Source organism: Amphibacillus jilinensis Y1, from assembly GCF_000306965.1.
Lineage (GTDB): Bacteria > Bacillota > Bacilli > Bacillales > Amphibacillaceae > Amphibacillus_C > Amphibacillus_C jilinensis.
On record NZ_JH976434.1, the window covers coordinates 698,243 to 715,317 of the forward strand.

The 17,075-nt window shown below is 37.3% G+C and carries 17 protein-coding genes; all 17 read right to left on the reverse strand.

The genetic code is table 11. From position 1 onward, the window contains the following. Positions 1–277: 277 nt before the first annotated feature. The gene (locus B494_RS0103825) at positions 278–835 is read right to left on the reverse strand and encodes a hypothetical protein (protein WP_017471046.1); all 558 of its coding nucleotides are present in this window, start codon (positions 833–835) and stop codon (positions 278–280) included. Positions 836–870: 35 nt separating this feature from the next. Next, complete coding sequence (locus B494_RS0103830) at positions 871–1,368, reverse strand: hypothetical protein (protein ID WP_017471047.1); 498 nt, start codon at positions 1,366–1,368, stop codon at positions 871–873. 255 nt (positions 1,369–1,623) lie between these two features. Next, positions 1,624–2,184 carry a hypothetical protein gene (locus tag B494_RS0103835; RefSeq protein WP_017471048.1) on the reverse strand — a complete coding sequence of 187 codons (561 nt, stop codon included), beginning with the start codon at positions 2,182–2,184 and terminating at the stop codon, positions 1,624–1,626. 44 nt (positions 2,185–2,228) lie between these two features. Then, positions 2,229–2,729: a hypothetical protein gene (locus B494_RS0103840; RefSeq protein WP_017471049.1), complete on the reverse strand. Its 501-nt coding sequence runs from the start codon at positions 2,727–2,729 to the stop codon at positions 2,229–2,231. 283 nt (positions 2,730–3,012) lie between these two features. Further along, positions 3,013–3,564, reverse strand: a complete 552-nt coding sequence (locus B494_RS0103845; RefSeq protein ID WP_017471050.1) for a manganese efflux pump MntP — start codon at positions 3,562–3,564, stop codon at positions 3,013–3,015. Between the two features lie 182 nt (positions 3,565–3,746). After that, entirely contained in the window at positions 3,747–4,772 is a 1,026-nt protein-coding gene (locus B494_RS0103850) for an L-threonylcarbamoyladenylate synthase (RefSeq protein ID WP_017471051.1), read from the reverse strand. 208 nt (positions 4,773–4,980) lie between these two features. Next, a complete protein-coding gene (locus B494_RS0103855) occupies positions 4,981–5,346 on the reverse strand; it encodes a hypothetical protein (protein WP_017471052.1) in 366 nt (121 codons plus the stop codon). A gap of 66 nt (positions 5,347–5,412) precedes the next feature. Continuing rightward, a complete protein-coding gene (gene spoIIR / locus B494_RS0103860) occupies positions 5,413–5,973 on the reverse strand; it encodes a stage II sporulation protein R (RefSeq protein WP_017471053.1) in 561 nt (186 codons plus the stop codon). A gap of 58 nt (positions 5,974–6,031) precedes the next feature. Continuing rightward, positions 6,032–6,889 (reverse strand): peptide chain release factor N(5)-glutamine methyltransferase, encoded by an 858-nt coding sequence (prmC, locus tag B494_RS0103865; protein WP_017471054.1) that lies wholly within the window; start codon positions 6,887–6,889, stop codon positions 6,032–6,034. A 2-nt stretch (positions 6,890–6,891) separates the two neighbouring features. Next, entirely contained in the window at positions 6,892–7,962 is a 1,071-nt protein-coding gene (prfA, locus tag B494_RS0103870) for a peptide chain release factor 1 (protein ID WP_017471055.1), read from the reverse strand. 330 nt (positions 7,963–8,292) lie between these two features. Then, positions 8,293–8,916 carry a thymidine kinase gene (locus B494_RS0103875; RefSeq protein WP_017471056.1) on the reverse strand — a complete coding sequence of 208 codons (624 nt, stop codon included), beginning with the start codon at positions 8,914–8,916 and terminating at the stop codon, positions 8,293–8,295. A 458-nt stretch (positions 8,917–9,374) separates the two neighbouring features. After that, the gene (locus B494_RS0103880; protein WP_017471057.1) at positions 9,375–9,620 is read right to left on the reverse strand and encodes a type B 50S ribosomal protein L31; all 246 of its coding nucleotides are present in this window, start codon (positions 9,618–9,620) and stop codon (positions 9,375–9,377) included. Between the two features lie 190 nt (positions 9,621–9,810). Then, a complete protein-coding gene (gene rho, locus B494_RS0103885) occupies positions 9,811–11,097 on the reverse strand; it encodes a transcription termination factor Rho (RefSeq protein ID WP_017471058.1) in 1,287 nt (428 codons plus the stop codon). Positions 11,098–11,554: 457 nt separating this feature from the next. Next, entirely contained in the window at positions 11,555–12,838 is a 1,284-nt protein-coding gene (locus B494_RS0103890) for a UDP-N-acetylglucosamine 1-carboxyvinyltransferase (RefSeq protein ID WP_017471059.1), read from the reverse strand. 541 nt (positions 12,839–13,379) lie between these two features. Then, positions 13,380–14,234 carry a class II fructose-bisphosphate aldolase gene (locus B494_RS0103895; protein ID WP_017471060.1) on the reverse strand — a complete coding sequence of 285 codons (855 nt, stop codon included), beginning with the start codon at positions 14,232–14,234 and terminating at the stop codon, positions 13,380–13,382. A 251-nt stretch (positions 14,235–14,485) separates the two neighbouring features. Next, positions 14,486–14,848, reverse strand: a complete 363-nt coding sequence (locus B494_RS0103900; RefSeq protein ID WP_017471061.1) for a response regulator — start codon at positions 14,846–14,848, stop codon at positions 14,486–14,488. Positions 14,849–15,321: 473 nt separating this feature from the next. Continuing rightward, complete coding sequence (locus B494_RS0103905) at positions 15,322–16,917, reverse strand: CTP synthase (RefSeq protein WP_017471062.1); 1,596 nt, start codon at positions 16,915–16,917, stop codon at positions 15,322–15,324. Positions 16,918–17,075: the final 158 nt, after the last annotated feature.

The following is a 17,075-nucleotide window of genomic DNA, read 5'->3' on the forward strand; positions in this document are numbered from 1 at the left end:
ATATATACAGATAAAAAGCCGAACAAAATAGTTAATATACTATCCCCTATTATGTTAAGACATTTATTTTAGTCTCAAACTGTCCACGCCATCATTCAATTGTCCAATGTTATGTTAATTATTAGTGTGATTGTCAACAATCATAACTTCCATAATAATGAGATCACTAACCCTTTTTTATACATTTACCTATCTTTATTTAATCTCAGTAGTTAATTTCTCAGTTGTCTTGTCTTTAAATCTTCAAATTAGTGCTATATAGCAATTCATATGACTTTCACCATTTCAAATCAATCGTTACCTCAAGTTCATTAATTATTAAACCCTTACTATCTTTTAACACAAAAGTAGCTACTTCAAATGGTTCATCTTCCAGTATTAGATACCACATTTTATCTCCATGCTCACTTTCTATCACTTCTGCTTTAAACTGTCGATTATCATCTGTCCTAACAATTACCTCATCTATCTTGTTACTCAGTTTCCCTTGATATAACTTAACGTTTTCAAACGCTGAAAAATTGCAGCTGAATTTAACCTCATCATACTCAATGTAGTTACTAACAGCCTTATTGAACTTCCAAATTAACCCTTGTTTCTTAAGCTCTATTACACCAAGATGGTCTTGATTCGGGTAACCCCAAGTATAAAAAGCAAGGGCTTGATTATTATTGATTTTATGAATTTTGTAGACATCATTTTCTGTATGATTTAATTGGTAGATTATTGTTTCAACCTTCGCATCCAGTTTATTATCACTTTGAATCTTTACAAACAAAGAAATCAGAATAATACCGAAGATAAAGATAATGATGATTTTTTTCTTAACACTCATGGTATGCCCCTTTTCAATTTAACTTTCGGTAAAACTTATTCAATATCAAGATCAACTAATATTTCACTAAAGTACTGACTTTCATAGCTGTTATACAAAATATAATGAGAAATTGCTCCAGAACTAGCTCTTGCTTCATCTGGTGGTATAGTTGATTCCTCATACATTTGATCAACAATGGCTTGCATATGTTCACTGTTATTCTCCAAAACTTCGTCAACTTTAAACCAGTTATTCTCTTTAATTTCTTGATGAGGATAAATAAACTCGGGTGCATATATAGAAATCGCTTTCCATCGTGATAATAAATCGTAAGTGTATTGTGTAGAACGTAAATCAACATCAATCGGATCGTTTAAACGGTTATACATAATATCTAATTTATATTTATTAACTAACGATTGATATTCTGATAGCACCTGCTCATTCTTTTGTTCGTGTATGAGCGCTTTTATGTAAATGAACGAAATGAATGATAAAGAGATGACTAGAGCTAATATGATAAGTGCTTTAAATTTCCTTGTAGCTAGCATTTTATTTCACCCTCTTTTTTGTACTAATTTTTCACCAACGCTTTTAAAGTTTTATCTTTATCTATATTTCCTAATCTAATATATGAAAGCAATTCTTCATTAAGGTGATCAGCCATTCTCAGGTTTCAGCTATATAAGTACGCTTCAATAAGAGTTATTTCAACATTCAAATGGGATTGCAGTTATCTTCTACAAGAATTTCGTCCTATTAAAAAAAATTAGTAACCTTATATATAGTTACTAAGCTCCTCGCCATCATTCAATTGTTATGGTTCGCTGTAAATTTCCGTTGGGTTGTTCAGTTACTTCGATTATTTCGACAACTTCGCCTTCTTCATCATATGTCGTTATGATTGCATTTGAAAGATCTTCTGTGTCTGAATAGTAATACCAAAAAGGCTGATAGTACTCATCCACCTCTATTCTTCCCTTATGAACCTTTTCATTCTGGGTTAATATTTCAACATTTACGACAGAAGCAGGAATTCTTTGAAAGAGTATGGCATAGTAATCTAATTGAATGAATTGTATATCCCCTGTAAACCCTTCGGTTACTCCTCTTACAAGTTCCCAATTAAAACTTTCCTTGTTTAATTCCATTACTGCTAATTGATCCATACCATACCATCGATAAAAAGCTATTGCTTCTTTATTATTTGTTTCACTATGATAAATGGTAACATCCCTATGTAAGAAATGATCAATTTCTTGTATAATTAGTATGGCATCACTAGGCCGAAACAAAAAACTAAAGGAAATGGCAATAACGAAGACCACTATACCAATTTTAAATTTAACTTTAAATTTATTCGGCATGTTTGTCACCGTCTCCTTCACTATTGCTATAGTAATACTCTCTTTTATTTGAAAATATCATAGTCAACTCCTTGGTCATTAAATAATTGTTCTAAATCCTCTTCTACATATAAAGAGTCTGAGTAAATAAACCATTTTATCGAGTCTGGATGCACAGATTTTTGCTGTAATTCCTCATTTAAATTTCTATAAAACGCTTTATATTCTAAACGCTGATCCCACAAAATCTCACTAACAGCTACCCAATTGTTTTCATCAATCTGTTTGCTAGGTACTTCAAAAATGGGCACGACTTCTGTTATAAGACTTAATTTATCTATGAGTATTTGTGTATCCTCAGTAGGATATAAATCGATATTTAATACACCATCTGTATTTTGGATATGTATTCCTAATGAGTATCTAACTGCTACCCATGACAAACTTGTGCGTTCTTCGCTTTCAATTTGTTTTGCTTCATCATGGTCATATTTACCATAAAGAAGTAGTATTAAGACTATCAATCCAACAACTATGCTGAGCGCCTGACGTAATTCTTTATCCAATTCGTTCACCTCGTTCATTTTAAAATAATAACTTCTAAGCAACTCTTCCATTATACAGGTTTATTGGTTAATTTTTGAATATGACTAAAGAAGGGAGTTTTAATGAGGGAAATCTTCACTAAGGTATGACGACCTAGGTTCATAGAATGAGGAAGCCTTAGTTAATTGATTGGAAATCTCTTTAAAACACGAAATGATTTACTTATAATAGAAAAATGCTACTTGATCGCTTTCTCTTCTTTATGTTCTAGCGCACAAAAAAGAGGAGCCTCTAGACTCCTCTTTAAAATATAATATATAGACCAAGAAAGCAGAGAATCACACCGCCTAACCAATCAAATGACCGACCTATGTTACGTTGTACCTTCTTGCCAATTAACAAACTTAGCCAAGTCAATGTGGTCGTTATCACCCCAAACATTAACAACGTCAATGTTGCTTCAATACCCGACATCCCTAAACTTATTCCTACTGGGAAACTATCGATACTTACTGAAAAAGCAAGCAAAATAATCGCCATAACATTCAATGTTGTTTGCCGTTGTTGTTGGTAATGGTAATGCTCACCAAATGTATGAATAATCATATAAGCACCTAATCCAAAAAGGAGCAACCCACTCATTATTTCTGTCACATTAGCTACGCGTTCAAAGAGAAGTGAACCTAATAAAAGACCGATTAGTGGCATGATGATATGAAAAAAACCGATCCAAAGCCCAATTACAGCAATTTTCTTGAGACGGATTTGTTGTAAGCCGATGCCTAAACAAACCGAAAAAGCATCAAGCCCTAAAGCAAAGGCAATAAAAAATTGGGTGGCTATTGAATCGAGCATGAAATATCCTCCTTAAACGGACAGGCTACTCCATCTTATGTATCTCAAGCCAAAAAAATAACAGGTTTATATGTTGCTATTTCACCGGTAACTCTATAAAATGAGCCTTCAATCCGAGCGTTTTTTCGCTCGTGTCCCTTCTATTATAGGTGATCTCTACTCGCTATTTTGAGCCGGACGTTTTACGAACGGTTATCTACAATAAAGGTTGCCGCCTTCTTTAAACGATTCATAATAGCTTGACCTACCCCATCTTCCGGAAAACACTCAGCTAAAATAACATCTACATGACTTTCTTTAAATCCCCTTAAGGATTGGTATAACTGAGCGGCTACGGTAGACAGGTCAGCAACTGAGCCACACATTTGCACTTGATCCGCTGTTAATACACTGGCCAACTCTTCACTAACAAGAAGCCCCACTTTTTTTCCTTCACGTTGATAATCGATAATTTTTTGTTTAAAAAATGCTTGATCACCGGCAATTAAAATTAACGGGACCTCAGGTTGGTAATGTGTATACTTCATTCCAGGAGCTTGAGGTTTGGCATCGTCTTGATCACAAGTCGCATCTTCAACCACTTGGTCTAATACAGACTCAATTTGTTGGCGCGTAATGCCACCAGGACGCAATATTCGCGCCATATCACCAGTACAGTCAACAACGGTTGATTCCACACCGACTCCTGTTGTACCACCATCAAATATCGCTGCTATTTTGCCATTTAAATCTTGAAAAACATGAATAGCACTTGTCGGACTAGGCTTTCCAGATAGATTTGCACTTGGAGCGGCAATCGGTAAATTAGCAGCTTTTATAATTGCACGAGCCGCCGGATGATCAGGAATCCGAATACCTACAGTTGATAAACCTGCCGTTACATTAGCTGCAATCGTTCCATTACTCGGCAAAATAACAGTAAGCGGACCCGGCATAAAAGCCTTAATTAATTTATCAGCTATGGGGGATATCGTTGATGTATAAAGAGCAATTTGGTCTATTTCGGCTACATGAACAATTAGCGGATTATCAGCTGGACGTCCTTTTGCTTGGAAAATCTTTGCTACCGCATCCTCTTGAGATGCATCTGCACCTAACCCATATACCGTCTCTGTTGGAAAAGCAACCACTTCTTGCGCTCTTAACAATTGAGCTGCTTCCTCAATAGACTGATCATTCCACATCAAAAAAGTTGTATGCCCTGACATGATTGCCTTCACTTCCTTCTCATTCAATGTTGTTATACAAAGATTATCAACAAGTTGCACACAACTTATCCACAATTTATCCTTTTACACACTTTTTTTCATCTATTTTGTTAATAACTAATTAATTATTTTAGCGGTATATTGAATTTTTAACAAGTAAATCATTTGGAAATTAATTATCCACAAAAAAAGTGGATAACATCGGTCGTTACCCACAGGCATATCCCCAAGTATTACATTCATCTTTCCAATGCTTAAACCCAATCCATGTTAATAACTCAATGATATCTTGATGCTTAGTCTCAACCACAAGATAATGCTTGTGATTATCTTCAGCAATTTCTATAATTTTATAAAACATTTCAACAAGATCCTCTGACTGATCTAATGTCGTAATCACAAATGTGGTTAACTTGATCACTTGATCATCTAATGGATGTAGTGCAAAAAAACCGATCGCCTGTTGATCATCTTTTATCAAATAAGCTTGTTGGTCTCCACTTATCCGTTTCGAAACCTGTTCAAATGGCGTATTGTTAAGTTCACTAACCGATTGCAACCGAATCATATGCATGTCTCTTTCCTCCCAATCATTCATAGTTAATCTATTCTATGAAAGATAGAGACATACTATGCTAGATTAACGAAACCATTCCAGAAAAAAGAAAGAAACGTTAACAGATTCTTGCTCATCCTCATTATCCTTTGGTTCTACCGTTGTCCCAGCTGAAAAATCAAGAAAACATAAGGGAGGAAACAATACACACCACCAATTTGAACCTTGACCTTCACCTAATGTAATTAGAATGGCTTCATACTCCCCAGCAGGGTAGACATAATGATCATACAATTTAGCTGGAAAAGAAACTTGGTCATTGTACTCTACTTGATAAGACATCGTAGAATCAAATTGATTTAGTGTAGCTGCCACTATTTGTTCAACATCATCAAGACGGTCTTGAATGATAGCACGTGCTGCTTCAATATCGGTTAAATCTGAAACCCATTCAGTAATTTCAGCATTAACCGCATCACGAACATTGTGCTTAATCAATTGGTCTTCTTCATCATCACTTTCTGCGAGTATTCGTAGACGAATAGCCTCATCTGGAATGACTTGATAATCAGACAATGGTATCTGCGTTGATAGATTAAATATTGATAGAATGATAGCAATAATGGCACGAACAAGGACTGGCATGGTTTGTTCCCCTCTCGTTTTTTAACTTTACCTTAAGTATCAACAAGTTGAGAGGAATTTAAACGCATTTTTTTGCAAAAACAATCCGGTCTTTCCCATTAAGATCTTTAATGATCACCACATCACTTTTTGGAAACGTATTTTTCACAAGAGCCTTCACGTGTTCACCTTGTTGATCACCTATTTCAAACGCAAGACAACCTTGTTTAGCCAAAAGCTTCGGTGCGTTGCTAATAATTTGTTGATAAGCAGCTAAGCCGTCTTGATCAGCGAATAGGGCAAGGTCCGGGTCAAAATCTTTAACCGTATCAATTAAGTGGTCCTGTTGACTCCATGAAATGTAAGGTGGGTTAGAAACAATTAGATCAAACTGCTTCCCTTGGTTTAGCCATTCTTCTAAAAAATTGCTTTCTCGAAATGTGATATCAGCCTTTAAGGCTTTAGCATTTAAGCGGGCGACTGCTAATGCATCTGCTGAGATGTCGCCAGCTTCTATTGTTAAAGATGGCATCTCCAATTTTAAAGTAATGGCAATCACGCCACTACCCGTTCCAACATCCAACACGCTCAGTGGCTGGGAGCGTTGCTTAACTTCACCCAGCACATATTGAACGAGCTCTTCTGTCTCAGGTCTAGGAATAAGGACATGCTCGTTAACAGCAAATGTTCGCCCATAAAACTGTTCAACCCCCGTTAAATGTTGGACAGGTATGCCTGTCTCAACATGATGCTTTAAATCTGCTTGAAAAGCCTGATATACCGCTTGAGGAATCGGTGATCTTAACTCCATCAACAATTGGACCTTCGAATATTGTAGGTGATGCAGTAATAGAATTTCCGCTACTTTGGGTTCGCGATGATGCTGTTGTAAAAAAAGAAAAGCCCTATTAAGGACTTCTTGAATCGTCAGGTTCATGTTCACTCACCAATCTGTTCCATCTTACTTGTTTGTTCTTCCATAATTAATGCGTCGACAATTTCACCTAGCTTACCTTCTAGTATCTGATCCAACTTTTGAATCGTTAAGCCAATGCGATGATCTGTCACACGATTTTGAGGAAAATTATATGTTCTAATGCGTTCTGATCGATCACCAGTCCCCACCGCGGATTTACGATTTTGATCAAATTCTGCTTGAGCCTCTTGTTGATATTTATCATAAATGCGGGCGCGCAAAATCTTCATTGCTTTCTCTTTATTCTTGATTTGTGATTTCTCATCCTGCATCGATACAACAATCCCCGTAGGCTCATGTGTTAGACGCACAGCTGACATCGTTGTATTTACACTTTGTCCTCCTGGACCACTTGAAGTAAACGTATCTACGCGAATGTCTTTCTCCTGTATATCAACTTCAACTTCTTCGGTTTCAGGTAAAGCAACAACAGTGGCTGTCGACGTATGAATACGTCCTCCAGATTCTGTTTCGGGAACACGTTGAACACGATGGGCACCACTTTCATATTTCAGCTTAGAATAAGCCCCTTTTCCATCAATCATAAAAATAATTTCCTTATAGCCACCTACCCCTGTAGAATTGGACTCCATTACATCGACTTTCCAGCCCTCGGCCTCTGCATAACGATTGTACATACGAAATAAGTCACCTGCAAATAAAGCTGCTTCATCTCCTCCAGCAGCCCCTCGAATTTCCATAATAACACTTTTATTGTCATTTGGATCCTTTGGTAAAAGTAGAATTTTTAACTTCTCTTCAAGTTCAGGCATTTGTGGCTCAAGCTCTTCTATTTCTAATTGAACCATCTCTTTCATATCAGGATCAGATTCTTCATTCATCATCTCTTTGGCGCCTTGCAGCTGCTCAGAGACATCTTTATATTGACGGTAAACTTGAACAATGTCAGATAAATCCGCTTGCTCTTTTGAATACTCACGTAATTTTGATGTGTCACTAATGATTTCCGGATCACTTAATAATTCATTTAATTTCTCATAACGCGCTTCTAACGATTGTAATTTATCAAGCACAGGTTCCACCTCATTTAATTAAGTCCTAAGTTTTATTATATAATAGTGCGCATAGAGCGTCAAAATCAATAATTTAAGTATAGAGCTACCTGCTTAGTTTTCGTACCGTATACGATCAGAGAAAACAAACGTTCAAATCTTTTAATCAGACGTGAACGTGTATCAATACAACGAACCAACAAATCAGTGTCGTTGAGTAAAGCAAGACATTAGCGTCCGCTAGCTTCCACCTAAATAGATCATCTTTGCTCTCTATTTCGTGGCAAGCATTTTACGGATGGTTATTTGTGATAGATCAGCAACAAATCTTTGCAACATTGTGCAAAATGTCTAGTGCTTCTCCTCTTCCATTGATTTAATTTTAGTCTCAGGCTTAGGCTTGTTTGGTACTTGATGGCAATGGCGGCAACGTGGCTCATATGATTCCGATGCTCCGACTAATATAACTGGATCATGGTAGGAAGCCGGCTGTCCATCTATTAATCGTTGTGTTCGACTAGCTGGTGAACCACACTTTGTACAAATAGCATTTAATTTCGTGACCGATTCGCTTAATGCCATCAATTGTGGCATTATCCCAAACGGTTCTCCTCGGAAATCAGTGTCTAAACCGGCAACAATGACTCGGTGGCCTTGATCTGCTAATTGTCCGATAATATCAACAATAGCCTCATCAAAGAACTGAACTTCATCAATACCGACAACATCAATATCACTGTTCATTTGCTCAATAATTTCAGCAGCACAAGTAACTGGACGAGCTAATATGGAATTGCCATTATGTGAAACAACAGACTCTTCATGATAGCGATCATCAATAGCAGGCTTAAAAACCCTAACTGACAAATGACCGTATGTAGCACGACGGACGCGACGAATAAGTTCTTCTGATTTCCCTGAAAACATACTGCCACAAATAAGTTCAACCCATCCACTTTGCTTCATGATGTACACGATTTCGTTCCTCCTCAATATCGAAAGAATAGCTTCAATCTCTATTTATCATTGCGGTAAAATAAGCTACTCCTTCTGTATCATCTATCCCTTAATTTCATCATTTATCCATTAAGCAGTAGATGCGTTGCGTTTTTACTAATAAATTAACGGCCTCACAAATCAACGCACCACTCATTTATTTTCTACTCTTAAAGTTAAAATAAAAAACAGGCACATAAAAATCCATTTGCCTGTTTTATGTCATGTAAACTAGCTCTCATCAAGATCGAACCCTAATGTTAGACAAAACGAACCTTCAATCAGTGGTCGTTTAGTAAATCAGGACATTAGCGCTCGTTAGCCCCCGCCTAAAAAATTTTCTCCCGGTTGCGGTTTGAGGCAAAGTTTTATAATAAAAAAAGGATTAAGACAAGCCATCCCTTAATTGGAATGGCCGTCTATACTAACTAGCAATTCTAGTTAATGTTATATTTTTTCTTAAAGCGATCCACACGGCCACCAGCTTTATCAGCTTTTTGTTTACCTGTGTAGAACGGATGAGATTCTGAACTAATCTCAACACGGATCAATGGATACGAATTACCATCTTCCCATTCAATCGTTTCATCAGATGTTTTGGTTGATCCGCTTAAGAATTTGTAGTCAGAGCTTGTATCAAGAAATACAACTTTTCTGTATTCTGGATGAATATTTTCTCTCATGTTTTTACAACTCCTTCTGCCCTGAATCCCTTGGAAACAGAGTTAATTTAAGTATGCTTAAAACCATTCTAGCAACGAATTCAAGCTACCTTTTTGCACACTTTAAAATTATAACAGTGTCATTCGGACAATGCAATAGTTAGTCTTAGAAAAACTTAAGTTCACGTCACTCGAACGGTTAAAGTCATTATTAAGATTTACGCATTGTCCCTTTTCGTTTCATTTCTTCGATAAGTTGTTGATAAAATATCTCATTTGATTTCGTTGAGCGAATCTTTCTTAGGAAACGCTCGAGAAAATCAGGTGAGTCTTGCATACCTTTACGAATTGACCAAATCATATCAAGCTTTTCTTTAGAAAGTAATAGTTCCTCACGGCGTGTACTTGAGCGAAGCAAATCAAGTGCAGGGAAGATACGACGTTGAGCAAGTGAACGATCAAGATGCAGTTCCATATTCCCTGTCCCTTTAAACTCTTCATATATGACATCATCCATCCGAGATCCGGTTTCCACAAGGGCTGTCGCCAGAATAGTGAAACTCCCACCTTCTTCAATATTACGTGCTGCTCCAAAGAAACGCTTCGGCCTATGAAACGCTGCTGGATCAATACCGCCTGACAGTGTTCGACCACTTGGTGGAATAACTAAATTATAAGCTCTTGCTAACCGCGTAATGCTGTCCATTAGCACGACTACGTCTTTTTTATGTTCTACAAGACGCATCGCACGTTCTAACACTAATTCAGACACCTTAATATGATTTTCTGGTACTTCATCAAATGTTGAGCTGACGACATCAACATTTGGATTAACCGATCGCTCTATATCAGTAACCTCTTCGGGCCGCTCATCAACAAGTAATATAATAAGTTTAACATCAGGGTGGTTCTCCGTGATACTGTTTGCAATCTCAGTTAATAACATGGTTTTACCAGCTTTAGGCGGTGCCACGATTAAACCACGCTGTCCGAAACCAACCGGTGTTATCATATCCATTATACGAGTAGAAATATCTTTAGATTCGGTCTCAAGTTGCATCATTCGATTTGGATAAAGAGGGGTTAATGCAGGAAAATGAACACGTTCTTTAGCTAATTCTGGATCTTCACTATTAACAGCGTCAACATGCAATAATCCATAGTAGCGCTCATTTTCTTTAGGCGGGCGTACCTTTCCGGACACTTTATCACCGTTTCTTAAATCAAAACGACGAATTTGAGAAGCTGATATATAAATATCTTCTGCACTCGGAGAATAATTAATCGGTCTGAGGAATCCAAACCCTTCTGACGGGATAATTTCCAAAATACCATCCATAAATAAATAACCACTTTTTTCTGCTTGCGCTTTTAAAATTGCAAATATAAGTTCTCGTTTTGTTAATTTTGCATAGTAAGACACTTTAAATTCTCTAGCTTTTGTATAAAGATCCTTTAAAGTCATTTCTTCCAATTGTGAAATTGTTACTTCAGACACGTAGTCATCACACCTATCCTATTGTTTTTTACACTATCGGTTTATATTGGGATTTATTAAATCAGAAGAGCTCGGATCGAGAGATAATCCAGAAGTACAACGCAGTTATGTTTATCGTACTCTTTTTACAACAATTATTCAACCACTTTGTGAAAATTTAGTATATAGAAGAGGAAATACATTGTGGGTACAGGTGTGCTTTCCCTAATCAAGTTTGTGCGTGATCACACATTTATATATCATATGTGGTTAACCTTGAGGAAAATCAAATAAAATAAACCTTCAATTAGTGGTGCGTCTCATTCTCCTCCCACTGATTGGTCGTTGAGTGGATCAGGATGGCCGTCCGTTAGCTCCCACCTCAATAGATTTGCTCTACTTTCTATTTTGGAGGTGGGCGTTTTACGGACGATTACCTGTGATAAGCCAAAGTTTTTAAACACTCTCTCATGATCATTTAATTTTGAAATTGCTCAATTTCTTGTTCGGTCATTTCTTCGCGCCAAATGTTGGCCCCTAGATTTGTTAATTTTTCAGTTAGTTGCTCATAGCCACGATCAATATGTTCTAAACCGGTAATCTCTGTTACACCTTCTGCGAGTAAAGCGGCAATAATTAAAGCTGCTCCAGCTCGCAAATCACTCGCGCGGACTTTAGCCCCTTGTAATTTGACAGGACCTGTTACAATCGCACTCGCTCCTTCTAACTTTATTGTAGCATTCATACGTCTTAATTCATCGATATGCTTAAAACGTGCACTATAGATTGTATCTGTCACAATAGAGGTCCCCTCTGCTTGTGTCAATAATGAAGTGAACGGTTGTTGCAGATCGGTTGGGAACCCTGGATGTACAAGTGTTTTAATATCAACAGCGGTGAGTGGATATGTTGCTCTTATCCTCAACTGCTCCTCCCCTTCTTCTATCTGCACGCCCATCTCTCTTAACTTAGCTAATAGTGGTTCAAGATGCTGTGGTATGACATTATCAATAAGTACTTCTTCACCTTGGGCAGCTGCCATTATCGTGTAGGTGCCTGCCTCAATTCGATCAGGAATAATCGTATGCATACAACCGGTTAAGGTATCCACACCTTCAATTCGGATTACATCTGTTCCAGCCCCTTTAATTTTAGCACCCATACTTGTCAAAAGCGTAGCAACATCAATAATTTCAGGTTCGCGAGCTGCATTTTCGATAACTGTTTTTCCTTTTGCTTTTACAGCTGCTAACATAATATTAATTGTTGCTCCAACACTGACAACGTCTAAATAGATTCTCGCTCCCTTTAGCTGTTCTGCACGTAAATAAACAGCTCCTTGTTCATTGGTAACTTGAGCACCTAAAGCTTCAAATCCTTTTATATGTTGATCAATAGGACGCGGACCAAGATGACATCCTCCGGGTAATCCAATCACTGCCCGTTTGAATCGTCCAAGCATCGCTCCCATAAAGTAGTATGAGGCACGTAGCATCTTGACTTTTCCATTAGGAAGCGGCATCGCTGTCATCGATGATGGATCAATATGCATAGATTCACCATTACGCTTTACTGTTCCACCAATCTCTTCTAATAGGGCACTTAATGTCATTACATCTGATATATCTGGTAGTCCTTCGATCACGACTTCTGAATCCGCTAAAATAGTAGCTGGCAATAGAGCCACTGCACTATTTTTAGCACCACCAATTCGGACTTCACCTTTTAGTCGCGTTCCACCCTCTACAAATAATTTTTGCATATTATAATAGCCTCACTTTATTAGATAATCGTCTTTTATCGTTATTGTTAGTTTATACGTCTATTTTAGATTAATGCGTAAATTAACATACTGACTCTATTATACAAACAATTATCATTTGTATCTACCTTTAAAATCTTTAGGGAGCAATTTTTACATGATTTGCGACTAATGTAACAGGTTATATGTAATTTATGTTACAAAACATCATAAAAACGAACCTTCCATTAGAGATTGTTTTCGCTCTTCTACCAGTGATTGGTAGAAGAGCGAATCAGGACAGTTAGCTCTCGCCTAAATAGCTTTGCACTAGTTTCAGGTTAACGTTTTTCGAACGGTTATCTATACTAAATTTCCATACGTTGATAACTTGTTTAATTAGAGTAAAAGTAAAGCTGAACTCTGGCAGTTTTAAGCTTATGCCAGCTTATTAAAAAGAAAAGAGGTTGTGACAAAACCCAGATAAAAAAGTTGAGGTTGGGACATAACTAGCCTCATTAAAAAGAAAAAGGTCACCCAAATGGGTAACCTTAGAAAAAACTTATGCTTTTTGTGAAGAACCAAATTCACGCATTTTACCAATAACTGTTTCTTTAATTGCATCACGAGATGGTCCTAAATATTTACGTGGGTCAATCATTTCTGGATTAGCTTCTAAGACTTCACGTACCACTTTAGCCTGTTGAATCTGGTTTTCAGTGTTTACGTTAATTTTAGATGTACCGTAAGAAATAGCTTTTTGAATATCCTTAGTCGGGATACCAGTTCCACCATGAAGAACGAGTGGTACACCTGTAGCTGCACCGATTTCTTCCATCTCTTTAAATCCTAAGTTAGGCTCGCCTTTGTATGGACCATGAACAGATCCAAGGGCTGGAGCTAAAGTATCAATACCCGTACGCTCTACTAGCTCTTGACATTCTTTAGGGTCAGCATAGATAATGTCGCCTACAACATCATCTTCTTGTCCACCAACGGTACCAAGTTCAGCCTCAACAGAAACACCATGTAAGTGAGCAAGCTCAACTACTTTAGATGTAACAGCAATATTTTCTTCAAACGGATCATGAGATGCATCAATCATAACAGAAGTAAAGCCTGCATGAATTGCTTTTGCACACTGATCAAAGCTTGAACCATGATCTAAGTGAATAGCAACAGGAACAGTGGTTCCCTGTGCTTCCATTACCGCTTTAACCATTGCTACGACAACGCCGTAGCCACCCATATAGCGGCCAGCACCTTCAGATACACCTAGGATTACTGGAGATTTCTCATCTTCAGCAGCTTGTAAAATCGCTTGAACATACTCTAAATTGTTGATGTTGAATTGTCCAACTGCGTAACTCCCCGCTTTTGCGTCTTGTAACATTTTTGTCATTGATACTAATGGCATGATTGTTCCTCCTTAAAAAGTTAAGAAAAATTTTGTAAGTATAAAGCCGGTCCAAAAAGGATTTTTGAACATGCTCATATAGCCAGTCAATTACAACGGTTGATTGGATACTCTATTAGCATACCAATTTCATTAAATAGGTGCAACAAAACTTGTCGCATGTAAACGTTTTCTGTGAAAAAATTTAACAAAATCATTATTTTTCCACAATCTTTATATAATAATTAGAAATAAAATGTTTTTTTGTTAATTTAATCCTGCAAAAGTTGATTAACTTGCTTTTTAGCATCTACTATATTAAATGGTTTGGAGAAATAGCCTTTAACTGATTTACAGCCCATTATTTTTGGTTTAATTTCATCTATAAGACCACTCATTACAATTGTCGGGATTTGATAACCTTCTGCTTCTAAATGGGCAATCACTTTACCCCCATTCATCATTGGTAACCGATAATCGATGATTAATAAGTCTGGCGGTTCATTTTCTACTGATTTAATAGCTGAGTGACCATCTTGACAACTACTGACACGATAGCCTTCACTTCGCATAATTTCTTCTAATAGAAAGCGAATTCCTTTTTGGTCATCAACAATTAAGACACTTTTGTCCATCCTATTCCCTCCAAATTTTGTTTATCATGCTTCACACTTGTAATATTCGTGGTTTATCGAGCATTATCCTGCAAATCCCTAGATTAAACACAAATCACGTGAATGATAACGCAGGATGAGGACATATGTGTATGACAGTGTTGTATTTTCTGCAACTACTGGTTAAGGCTTCTAAGTTGCTAACGCAGTCCAAGCTATTCGGTTTGGTGGTCTAGAGAGTAGGTTTCACCTATACTAAAATGCACTTTTGCTCAACAAAATATATAATATCAACATTCAAAAGTAGAAGTTGAGTCAATCAGGACATGAACGTCCGTTAGCTCACGCCTAAATAAATTGTGCTCTAATCTTTATTTTACAGACAGTTATCCGTAATAAAAACCGCCACTTTAACTCGTGTCACTTGCTATTTGCTTTTAAAGCATGAATAGCTAAAGTGATCGATAATTAAAGTGGCGATGCCTATGATAGGGTTATTTTACAACTGCTCCGATAAACCCAGAGAATAATTCTTGTGGTCTTGTCGGTCTTGATTTAAATTCAGGGTGAAATTGTGATGCAACAAACCATGGGTGATCAGCTAGCTCAATTGTTTCCACCAGTCTACCATCTGGACTTGTCCCAGAAAAGATAAAGCCTTCAGCTTGCATCGCTTCACGGTATTCATTATTGAATTCATAGCGATGACGATGACGCTCATAAACAAGGTCTTCCCCATGATAGGCCGCTTTTGTTTTGGTATCTTCCTGTAAACGACAAGGATACAAACCAAGGCGAAGCGTGCCACCCATATCTTCTATATCTTTTTGTTCTGGTAATAGATCAATAATTGGATGTGGTGTGCTTGGATCAATCTCAGCTGAATGCGCGCCCTCCAAGTTTAATACATGGCGAGCAAATTCAACTGTTGCGAGTTGCATACCTAAACAAATACCGAGAAATGGCACTCGATTTTCACGCGCATAACGAATCGCCACAATTTTCCCTTCGATACCTCGGTCACCAAATCCTCCTGGAACAAGGATACCATCTACATCACTTAAATAATCGTTCGCATTATCAGTCGTTACTTCTTCAGCGTTTATCCATTTCACTTCAACATCAACATCATACGGATACCCCGCATGTTTTAAGGCTTCAACAACAGAGATATAAGCGTCCGGCAATTCAACGTATTTACCAACTAATCCTATTGTTGTTTTGCGCTTAAGGTTTTGAACTTTATTAGCAAGCGCCTTCCACTCATTCATTTCTGCCTCTGGGCAAGTCAAACCAAAGTGATCACACGTGATTTGATCTAATTCTTGAGCCTGCAATGATAAAGGGATATGGTAAAGCGTTGCTGCATCTGTTGATTCAATAACATTACGCTCATTAATGTCACAAAACAGGGCGATCTTTTCTTTCATTTCTTTACTAACAGACATTTCTGAACGCAGAATAATGACATCCGGTTGGATCCCAAGCGATCGAAGCTCCTTTACACTATGTTGTGTAGGCTTCGTCTTTAATTCACCTGCCGCTTTAATGTATGGAACAAGTGTCGTATGGATATACATGACATTTTCCTTACCGATATCACTTTTAATTTGTCTGATCGCCTCAAGAAATGGTAATGATTCTATATCACCAACGGTCCCGCCAATTTCAGTAATAACCACGTCAGCATTACTCTGTTCAGCCGATTGAAAGACTTTATCCTTTATTTCGTTGGTGATATGTGGAATAACTTGAACAGTCCCGCCTAGGTAATCACCACGTCTTTCTTTTTTTATAACTGTAGAATAAATTTTACCTGTCGTTATGTTAGAGTATTTCGATAGATTAATATCAATAAATCGTTCATAGTGACCTAAATCCAAATCCGTTTCTGCACCATCGTCAGTAACAAAGACCTCTCCGTGTTGGTAAGGGCTCATTGTTCCTGGATCGACATTAATATATGGATCAAACTTTTGAATCGTTACATTTAGACCTCGATTTTTTAATAGTCGTCCTAGCGATGCAGCTGCGATTCCCTTTCCAATCGATGACACAACCCCACCAGTTACAAAAATATACTTCGCCATATATCATCCGCTCCCCATTTTTAAAAATTTTTCGTTTTCCTGTATAATCTCCAAGGTTATCAAATCTATGCTGACAATGGATGACATCCTTAACATATTGCCATGATTGCTAAATTGATGTACCTTCTCACACGCATGTATACATTATCCATATTCTA

Coding starts and splice junctions, on each gene's coding strand:
- B494_RS0103825 (WP_017471046.1), bottom strand. CDS start 835: ATGAGTGTTAAGAAAAAAATCATCATTATCTTTATCTTCGGTATTATT.
- B494_RS0103855 (WP_017471052.1), bottom strand. CDS start 5,346: ATGCATATGATTCGGTTGCAATCGGTTAGTGAACTTAACAATACGCCA.
- B494_RS0103835 (WP_017471048.1), bottom strand. CDS start 2,184: ATGCCGAATAAATTTAAAGTTAAATTTAAAATTGGTATAGTGGTCTTC.
- B494_RS0103895 (WP_017471060.1), bottom strand. CDS start 14,234: ATGCCATTAGTATCAATGACAAAAATGTTACAAGACGCAAAAGCGGGG.
- prmC (WP_017471054.1), bottom strand. CDS start 6,889: ATGAACCTGACGATTCAAGAAGTCCTTAATAGGGCTTTTCTTTTTTTA.
- B494_RS0103830 (WP_017471047.1), bottom strand. CDS start 1,368: ATGCTAGCTACAAGGAAATTTAAAGCACTTATCATATTAGCTCTAGTC.
- B494_RS0103905 (WP_017471062.1), bottom strand. CDS start 16,917: ATGGCGAAGTATATTTTTGTAACTGGTGGGGTTGTGTCATCGATTGGA.
- B494_RS0103845 (WP_017471050.1), bottom strand. CDS start 3,564: ATGCTCGATTCAATAGCCACCCAATTTTTTATTGCCTTTGCTTTAGGG.
- spoIIR (WP_017471053.1), bottom strand. CDS start 5,973: ATGCCAGTCCTTGTTCGTGCCATTATTGCTATCATTCTATCAATATTT.
- B494_RS0103880 (WP_017471057.1), bottom strand. CDS start 9,620: ATGAGAGAAAATATTCATCCAGAATACAGAAAAGTTGTATTTCTTGAT.
- B494_RS0103890 (WP_017471059.1), bottom strand. CDS start 12,838: ATGCAAAAATTATTTGTAGAGGGTGGAACGCGACTAAAAGGTGAAGTC.
- B494_RS0103850 (WP_017471051.1), bottom strand. CDS start 4,772: ATGTCAGGGCATACAACTTTTTTGATGTGGAATGATCAGTCTATTGAG.
- B494_RS0103900 (WP_017471061.1), bottom strand. CDS start 14,848: ATGGACAAAAGTGTCTTAATTGTTGATGACCAAAAAGGAATTCGCTTT.